The sequence below is a fragment of the Secundilactobacillus paracollinoides DSM 15502 = JCM 11969 genome (genome assembly GCF_001311135.1).
GTDB lineage: Bacteria > Bacillota > Bacilli > Lactobacillales > Lactobacillaceae > Secundilactobacillus > Secundilactobacillus paracollinoides.
The window spans coordinates 1-7,999 of the sequence record NZ_BBAG01000091.1 but is presented as its reverse complement, the minus strand read 5'-3'; the positions used below and the strand labels follow the sequence as shown (position 1 = coordinate 7,999).

The window sequence follows — 7,999 nt, the reverse complement described above, 5'->3', positions numbered from 1 at the left end:
CAAGGATGTTTAAGTGTGTTTACCGTTTATCTAGTCGAAACGTGCTCCATGGGGCAAAGGGTTGCACCTAGAGGACTTCGGCCACAAATTTCAAAACCGGAAATTTATGTCCAAAGTCCTCTAGGCTCCACCCTTTAACCGCCCCACTTCCGCACTCTATCTCCTTTCACCCACTCCCACAATATGCTAAAATGAATTTACGATTAATCGGAAGGGGAACAGCGTACATGTTAAAAGTATTTAATACGCTCACACGGCAAAAAGAAGTGTTCACACCCATTACCTCTGGGATCGTGAACATGTACGTCTGTGGGCCAACCGTCTACAATTACATTCACATTGGGAACGCGCGCAGTGCCATTGCCTTTGACACGATTCGCCGTTATTTCGAATATAAAGGGTATCACGTCAACTACCTCTCCAACTTTACGGATGTTGATGACAAAATGATCAAAGCTGCTAAGGAAGCCAATACCACGGTGCCAGCCATTGCCGAAAAATACATCAATGCCTTTATGGAAGACACCAATGCATTGAACATCGAACCGGCAACCAAGCATCCACGGGCAACCGAAAACATTAAGGATATTATCGCCTTTGTTCAGGCACTCGTTGCCAAAGGCTATGCGTATGAATCAGAAGGGGACGTTTACTACCGGGCCCGGAAATTTAAGGACTATGGCAAGTTGTCCCACCAAAACATCGATGATCTGGAAGTTGGCGCGAGTCAGCATACGGATCCTGAAGAAGTTGCTCGCAAGGAAGATCCCATTGATTTTGCGCTTTGGAAGGGTGCTAAAGCTGATGAGATCTCTTGGGATTCGCCATGGGGGAAGGGACGTCCAGGCTGGCATATTGAATGCTCAGTCATGGCCACTAAATACCTGGGTGATAACTTTGACATCCATGGTGGCGGTCAGGATCTGACCTTTCCGCACCATGAAAATGAGATTGCCCAAAGTGAAGCCAAAACCGGTGAAAAGTTTGCAAACTATTGGTTGCACAATGGGTTTGTGACCGTTGGCGACGACAACGAAAAAATGAGTAAATCACTCGGTAATTTTGTGATGGTACATGATTTACTCAAGACTGAAAATCCGCAAGTACTGCGGTTCTTCATGGCAACCACCCAGTATCGGCGGCCAATTCAGTACACCCAAGCAAACTTGGAAGATGCTAACAATAACTTGAAGCACCTGCAGACAGCGTTCAATAATTTACACTACCGGTTGGACGATGCTGAAGAAGGCAATGATCATAAGACGGAACAAGAGATTCGCCAGATCGAAGCTGATTTTGTTGATGCTATGGATGACGATTTTAACGTTCAAAACGGGATTGCTGAAGTGTACGAGTTAGCAAAACTTGCTAACGTCTACGCTGAACGGCCAGTTGTCTTCAAGGACAGCATTGCCTTTATCCTAAAGACGTTAACGGAGTTAGTTAACATTTTTGGAATTCAATTGGCTGCTGAAAGCTTAAACGATGACGGCATTGAAGCTTGATCCAAGAACGAATCGACGCCCGGAAAAACCGTGATTTTAGCCGCAGTGATGAAATTCGCGAACAACTCAAGGCCCAGGGCATTATCTTAGAGGATACGCCGCAGGGGACCCGTTGGCATCGCGAAAAATAGGAAGGAACAGTATGAGCGAGGAAACACAAGGAGATTATCAGCAACTCAACGGAATCGCATTAGCCTACATGGGCGATGCCATCTATGAAGTTTTTATTCGGCGTCACTTAATCGAGGCAGGCTTAACTAAGCCGACCAAGTTACATCACCAAGCCACAAATTACGTGTCAGCAAAGGCCCAGGCAGCGCTGATCGATAAAATGACCAAGGATGCAATTTTAACGGAAACGGAACAGGATTATTTTCACCGTGGCCGTAACGCCAAAAGCTACACTCACGCTAAAAACACCAGCGTGCTAACGTATCGGGTATCAACGGGGTTTGAAGCTCTGTTTGGGTACCTTTATCTCAGTGACCAGATGGATCGGCTCAACTGGCTGGCACACTGGTGTATTGAACAGGTTGAATCAGGGAGTTTAGTAAATGAAGACTAATCATACAAAACCAGAACAAAAACAAGCACAGCCAGACACCGACACAGAGGAGCAGACCGACTTTATCATCGGCCGGCACCCAGCTGTTTCGGCGTTAAAGAGTGACCAAGATATTAACAAAGTCTTCATTCAAGAAGGTCTTAAAAACGACATCATTGGCGATATTGTGAAGTTGGCCAAAAAACGCAAACTGATCGTTCAGATGGTGCCAAAGACAAAGCTGGAGCGACTGGTGCCCGGTGAAAATCATCAGGGAGTTGTTCTAGCTGTTGCTGCTTACCACTATGCAACGATCGACGACCTGTTTGACAACGCTGCTAAGAGTGAGCAACCGCCGTTTTTCTTAATTCTTGACGATATTAACGATCCGCATAATCTCGGGTCCATCATGCGAACGGCGGATGCTGTTGGCGCTCACGGCATCATCATTCCAAAACGGCGCGCCGTTGGGTTAACCTCAGTCGTTGCTAAAACGTCGACGGGGGCCATCGAATACATGCCGGTTGCGCGAGTGACTAATTTGGTAAACACCGTCAAGGAATTAAAAGATCGTGGCCTATGGATCTTTGGCACTGACATGGCTGGCACCGATTACCGGCATTTCGATGCTAAGGGACCGGTCGGCATCATTATTGGAAACGAAGGCAAGGGCATTTCACCATTGCTCAAAAAGTCAGTGGATGAAATGCTGACGATTCCAATGGTCGGCCATGTGCAAAGCTTGAATGCTAGTGTGGCTGCAAGTCTGCTGATGTATCAAGCCTTTCAATCCCGGAATCCGCTATAGGCGATTAGAATTGAACAGTTGAAGCGTGGGGAAGCAGAAATTCGGTCAGAATTTTTGCTTCTTTCGCTATCTTGATTAGTTTGATAAAAAATTAAGGGTAACCCGAAAGTAGGTGAGTAGATGAAAAAAGATATTTTAATCGTCGATGCGTACAACATGATTGGTAACTGGCCTGATCTGAATCGGCTGAAGCAAGCTAATCGCATGGAGGACGCCAGAGACCAGTTATTGGCCACGCTGTCGGAGTATCGTAAGTATTTAAAAACCACGATCATTGTTGTGTTTGACGCGATGTACGTTCCAGGGATTTCGCAAAAATATGATCACTATGGGTTACAGGTCGTTTGGACCGGGCAGGACGAGACCGCGGATGAATACATTGAGGCGCTGACTAAGGAAAAACAGACCCGATTTACACAAGTCACAGTTGCAACGAGTGATCAGGCGGAACAGTGGACGATTTTTTCAGAGGGCGCGCTTCGGATCCCAGCAGGGGAACTCCTGACCGATATTAACCGAACCCGCAAGGAAGTTCACACGCAAGCGGTCAAGTATGCTGACCTCGGTCAGGTACGTCGGTCGCCTTGGAGTCAAGGCCAGTTGCTGAAACTTGAAAAATTACGTGATCACCTCGGAGACGATCCTTCGAAAAAATAAGGCCAATGTAAAGATTATGTAAAGGTTAGAGATACAAATGATTATTGGTATAGTCCAGATGCCGCATAACTGCTGATTATGGGACAGTTAAGCCGCGACATTGGTTCACCTTTACAATTGAATCAAACCCAGTGTGTTCGCTTTCAATCCCACTGCTGCTTGCTATAGTGAAGCCATTAAATTCACAACGGAGGCAGCAGCATGGACTATTCAAAGCTAACGGACTGGCAGTTAGTTGCAATGGCGAAGGACAGTGACGTACAGGCATTTAACGAAGTAGCAGGTCGGTATCGGCCGCTGATCATTAGTATCCATAGCAAGACACAGGCCCTGGACCTTGATTTTGACGATTGGTTTCAAGAGGGGATGCTGGTGCTTTGGAAGATCATTGGCCACTTCAACATTGCCCGAGAACGTGCTTTTGGATCGTATTTGAAGCGGGCACTGATCAATCGACGCCGTGATCTGATCAGACGGGAAAACGCCCTGAAACGCAAAGCAGACGAGCCGTTGCTTTCACTCGATTCATTTGGTGATGGGATGTCGATGACGATGATGGATGCGTTGGCGTTGCCGGATGACGTCGCTATGGTGCGGGAAAACAACATTGTTGTGTTACGGGACCTGTGTTCGAAGCGTGAACGCGCGCTAGTTGTGTTGACGATCCTTGGGAAAAATGATGAGGAGATCATGGCGCTGCTGCACATCGATAAAAATCAATTACACAACACCCGCGAACGTGTCAGGCAGAAATTTCATCGCTAAACGTGTATAATAGTCTTATTGGTGTTTGACTGTGATTCTTGTGCATGATAGAATCAAGTTTGCTATAAGGAGGTGTTCTCGTGGCTCAAAGAAAAGTTGCGTTAGCATGTTCTGTTTGCGGATCACGGAACTATACAATTCCCGCCAATCCCAACCGAAAAGTAAGACTAGAAGTTAATAAATATTGTAAGTATTGCGGTAAGCACACGTTGCATCGCGAGACCCGTTAGGCTCACGATGCACGGTGCATCAGGAGGTTCCTATGCGATTTTTTAGATTTTTAGTAGCGGTCAAAGACGAAATGAAGCAGGTGTCTTGGCCAAACGCTAAACAAACTCGAAAAGATGTCAGCAGCGTGCTTTGGCTCGCGATTTCAATGGCCATCTTCTTAGGGTTGGTTGATTACTTGGTTCAAGCAGGACTGAAGATATTAGCTTCATAAATTCAAAATTTATGATATAATAGTTTTGTTGAGAAACTTCGCGCGTTGTCGAAGTTTTTTTATTTTGACTTAATTTTGATAGTAAACAGGTTTTAACGAGAGGATGACAACACACATGTTGAATCAGCTGAAAAGCAATGGTACGTCTTACATACCTATTCTGGTTACGAGAACAAGGTGAAGATGAACTTGGAATCACGGGCCCAATCCATGGGAATGGCCGACTTTATTTTCCGGGTCGTCGTTCCAGAAGAAGAGGAACGCGAAGTTAAGAACGGTAAGGAAAAGATCAAGATGGACAAGACCTTCCCAGGCTACGTTCTGGTTGAAATGGTCATGACTGACCAAGCTTGGTACATCGTCCGGAACACACCAGGTGTTACCGGCTTTATCGGGTCACATGGGCAGGGGTCAAAACCAACGCCGCTGTTGCCTGACGAAGTTGACCTAATCTTGAAGCGCCTTGGGATGAGCAGTCGTCACGAGGACCTTGACGTTGACGAAGGCGATACGGTCAAGATCGTTGACGGCGCCTTTTCTGGTTTGGAAGGTAAGATCACCGAAGTTGACCATGAAAAGATGAAGCTCAAGGTCAACATCGATATGTTCGGTCGTGAAACCAGTACCGAACTGAACTTTGACCAAGTGGATCCCGTCGTTTAAAACAGTTATTGTCGGGTTTGAAAATCAGATTATCTGAGAAAAACCTTGGCATTTGTAATGAGTTGTGGTAACTTGTATGAGTATGCGTTGCATACAATGTGGGAGGAGAAATCAGCTCTCCATTTACCACAACACGGACTCAAGGAGGTATGTCTCGTGGCTAAAAAAGTAGCTAACATTGTTAAATTGCAAATTCCTGCGGGTAAAGCAACACCAGCCCCTCCAGTTGGACCAGCATTGGGCCAAGCCGGAATTAACATCATGGGCTTTACGAAGGATTTCAACGCTCGTACTGCCGATCAAGCTGGGATGATCATTCCAGTTGTCATTACGGTATATGAGGATCGTTCATTCGACTTCATTACCAAGACACCACCAGCCGCCGTTCTTTTGAAGAAGCTGCCGGTGTTGAACATGGTTCAGGCGAACCTAACACGAAGAAGGTTGCTACGGTAACCAAGGCTCAAGTTAAGGAAATTGCTGAAACCAAAATGCAAGACCTAAACGCCGCTGACGTTGAAGCAGCTATGCGCATGGTTGAAGGTACTGCTCGTAGCATGGGCTTCACTGTAGAAGGTTAATCCCAGCTATTAACACTACGGATACTTTGTTAAAACAAATGTATCAAGTGGGAGGACAATCCGTTATCACCACATTTGCAAGGAGGAAAACACAATATGGCTCATAAAAGAGGTAAAAACTATCAAGACGCTGTCAAGAATGTAGATGCTGAAAAGCTTTACACCATTGAAGAAGCGGTTGATTTAGTAAAGAAGATCGACTTTGCTAAGTTCGATGCTACCATCGAAATTGCAATGAAGTTAAACGTAGATACGAAGCAAGCTGACCAACAATTACGTGGTGCCGTTGTTTTACCAAACGGAACTGGTAAAGATCAGACTGTTATCGTGTTTGCTAAGGGTGACAAGGCTAAGGATGCCGAAGCTGCCGGTGCTGACTTTGTCGGCGACGACTTAGTTGCTAAGATCCAAGACGGCTGGTTGGACTTTGACGTTGCCATTGCAACGCCAGATATGATGGCCCAAGTTGGTCGTTTAGGTCGGGTTCTTGGACCTAAGGCTTAATGCCTAACCCTAAGACTGGGACTGTTACCATGGACGTAACGAAGGCTGTTAACGATTCTAAGGCTGGTAAGGTAACTTACCGGACTGACCGTGACGGTAACGTTGCTGTTCCTGTTGGTAAGGTATCATTCGATGCCGACAAGTTGGTTGAAAACTTGAAGACGATTGCCAACGTTGTGATCACTGCACGGCCTGCTGCCGTTAAGGGGACATACGTTCAACACGTTTCTATCGCTTCAACCTTTGGCCCAAGTGTTAACGTTGACGTTACCACTCTGTAAGCCAACCCGTTAAATTGAAAAATCCCATGTTGACTTTTAACTGAGAATCAAGTATTCTGGTTAAGTTGATGTTTGTTCTGCCCAAGACTCAGGTGGCGAAAGCCTTAATTTACCTGCCGAGGAAGAGTTTCAGGTTTATCCTGACTTTCTCTCTATGTCTGGCGGACATAGGGATTTTTATTCCCAGATAAAATAACAGGAGGTGACATTAATGAGTAAAGAAGCTATCGCAGTTAAAGCACAAGCTGTTGACGCCGTCGTTGAACGTTTCAACGCCGCTACCTCAGCTGTTGTGGTTGACTACCGTGGTTTAACCGTTGAAGAAGTCACCGACTTACGTAAGCAATTACGTGATGCTGGTGTTTCAATGAGCGTTATCAAGAACAAGATCTTGACCCGTGCCGCTGACAAAGCTGGTTACGAAGGTCTTGAAGAAGTCTTCTCTGGTCCTACAGCCGTTGCATTTTCTGATGAAGATGCGATTGCACCTGCTAAGATCTTGAAGAAGTTCGCTGATAGCCACGACGCCCTCTCTATTAAGGGTGGGATCATCGAAGATAAGGTTGTTTCCGTTGACGAAATTAACACTTACGCTACGATGCCAAGTCGTGAAGAATTGTTGTCAATGCTTGCTAGTGCATTGTCAGATCCTATGCGTAAAATTGCTCGTGCCGTTAAGGCAGTTGCAGATAAAGGCGAAGGCGACGCAGCCTAAGCTCTACTACTAAATCCCAATTATTGGAGGAAAATATAATGGCTTTTGATAAAGATTCCATCATTGCTTCATTAAAAGAAGCATCAATCTCAGATTTAAACGACCTTGTTAAGGCAATCGAAGAAGAATTCGACGTTTCAGCTGCTGCTCCAGTTGCAGTTGCTGCTGCAGGTGCCGATGGTGGCGCTGCTAAGGATTCATACGATGTTGAATTAACTGAATCAGGCGACCAAAAGGTTAAGGCTATTAAGGCCGTTCGTGAAATCACCGGTCTTGGTTTGAAGGATGCTAAGGGTCTTGTTGACTCAGTACCTTCAGTTATCAAGGAAGGCGTTACTGAAGACGAAGCTAACGACATCAAGGCTAAGCTTGAAGAAGTTGGTGGCGTGGTTACTCTTAAGTAATTGCGTTTTAAAAGATCCCGTTATGGGGTCTTTTTTTTGAATATTAAGATAAAAAAGCGTCTGAGGATTAACTCAATTCCTCGGACGCTTTTTTATTTACAATTGATTCTCTAAGACACGCACGATAAAA

The 7,999-nt window shown here is 45.6% G+C and carries 10 protein-coding genes, 3 pseudogenes and 1 other annotated feature; all 13 genes and pseudogenes read left to right on the top strand.

The window, feature by feature from the left end:
* Positions 1–227 precede the first annotated feature (227 nt).
* The 13 genes and pseudogenes from cysS to rplL all read left to right on the top strand — a co-directional run bounded on the left by cysS (position 228) and on the right by rplL (position 7,869).
* Positions 228–1,505 carry a cysteine--tRNA ligase gene (gene cysS, locus JCM11969_RS15485; protein WP_439709752.1) on the top strand — a complete coding sequence of 426 codons (1,278 nt, stop codon included), beginning with the start codon at positions 228–230 and terminating at the stop codon, positions 1,503–1,505.
* Complete coding sequence (locus tag JCM11969_RS20790) at positions 1,502–1,636, top strand: CysS/YqeB C-terminal domain-containing protein (protein WP_439709751.1); 135 nt, start codon at positions 1,502–1,504, stop codon at positions 1,634–1,636. The genes cysS and JCM11969_RS20790 overlap by 4 nt, the downstream gene beginning before the upstream one ends.
* Before the next feature lie 11 nt (positions 1,637–1,647).
* Positions 1,648–2,070 carry a Mini-ribonuclease 3 gene (locus JCM11969_RS15480; protein WP_054712626.1) on the top strand — a complete coding sequence of 141 codons (423 nt, stop codon included), beginning with the start codon at positions 1,648–1,650 and terminating at the stop codon, positions 2,068–2,070.
* Positions 2,060–2,857 carry a 23S rRNA (guanosine(2251)-2'-O)-methyltransferase RlmB gene (rlmB, locus tag JCM11969_RS15475; RefSeq protein ID WP_082409423.1) on the top strand — a complete coding sequence of 266 codons (798 nt, stop codon included), beginning with the start codon at positions 2,060–2,062 and terminating at the stop codon, positions 2,855–2,857. The genes JCM11969_RS15480 and rlmB overlap by 11 nt, the downstream gene beginning before the upstream one ends.
* Positions 2,858–2,977: 120 nt before the next feature.
* A complete protein-coding gene (locus tag JCM11969_RS15470; protein WP_054712623.1) occupies positions 2,978–3,514 on the top strand; it encodes an NYN domain-containing protein in 537 nt (178 codons plus the stop codon).
* Positions 3,515–3,715: 201 nt separating this feature from the next.
* Positions 3,716–4,279, top strand: coding sequence for an RNA polymerase sigma factor (locus JCM11969_RS15465; protein WP_054712620.1), 564 nt, complete (start codon positions 3,716–3,718; stop codon positions 4,277–4,279).
* Between the two features lie 80 nt (positions 4,280–4,359).
* Positions 4,360–4,509, top strand: a complete 150-nt coding sequence (gene rpmG, locus JCM11969_RS17365) for a 50S ribosomal protein L33 (RefSeq protein WP_082409422.1) — start codon at positions 4,360–4,362, stop codon at positions 4,507–4,509.
* Between the two features lie 32 nt (positions 4,510–4,541).
* The gene (secE, locus tag JCM11969_RS15460) at positions 4,542–4,721 is read left to right on the top strand and encodes a preprotein translocase subunit SecE (RefSeq protein ID WP_054712617.1); all 180 of its coding nucleotides are present in this window, start codon (positions 4,542–4,544) and stop codon (positions 4,719–4,721) included.
* A gap of 117 nt (positions 4,722–4,838) precedes the next feature.
* Positions 4,839–5,384: pseudogene (nusG, locus tag JCM11969_RS15455) on the top strand (transcription termination/antitermination protein NusG); the annotation flags it as partial.
* 156 nt (positions 5,385–5,540) lie between these two features.
* Positions 5,541–5,965: pseudogene (gene rplK, locus JCM11969_RS15450) on the top strand (50S ribosomal protein L11).
* Positions 5,966–6,061: 96 nt separating this feature from the next.
* Positions 6,062–6,750 (top strand): annotated as a pseudogene (rplA, locus tag JCM11969_RS15445) (50S ribosomal protein L1).
* Positions 6,751–6,812: 62 nt separating this feature from the next.
* Positions 6,813–6,939: a sequence feature (ribosomal protein L10 leader region), on the top strand.
* 22 nt (positions 6,940–6,961) lie between these two features.
* Positions 6,962–7,465 (top strand): 50S ribosomal protein L10, encoded by a 504-nt coding sequence (rplJ, locus tag JCM11969_RS15440; protein WP_054712608.1) that lies wholly within the window; start codon positions 6,962–6,964, stop codon positions 7,463–7,465.
* A 38-nt stretch (positions 7,466–7,503) separates the two neighbouring features.
* Positions 7,504–7,869, top strand: a complete 366-nt coding sequence (gene rplL / locus JCM11969_RS15435; RefSeq protein ID WP_054712605.1) for a 50S ribosomal protein L7/L12 — start codon at positions 7,504–7,506, stop codon at positions 7,867–7,869.
* The last annotated feature ends 130 nt before the right edge of the window (positions 7,870–7,999 follow it).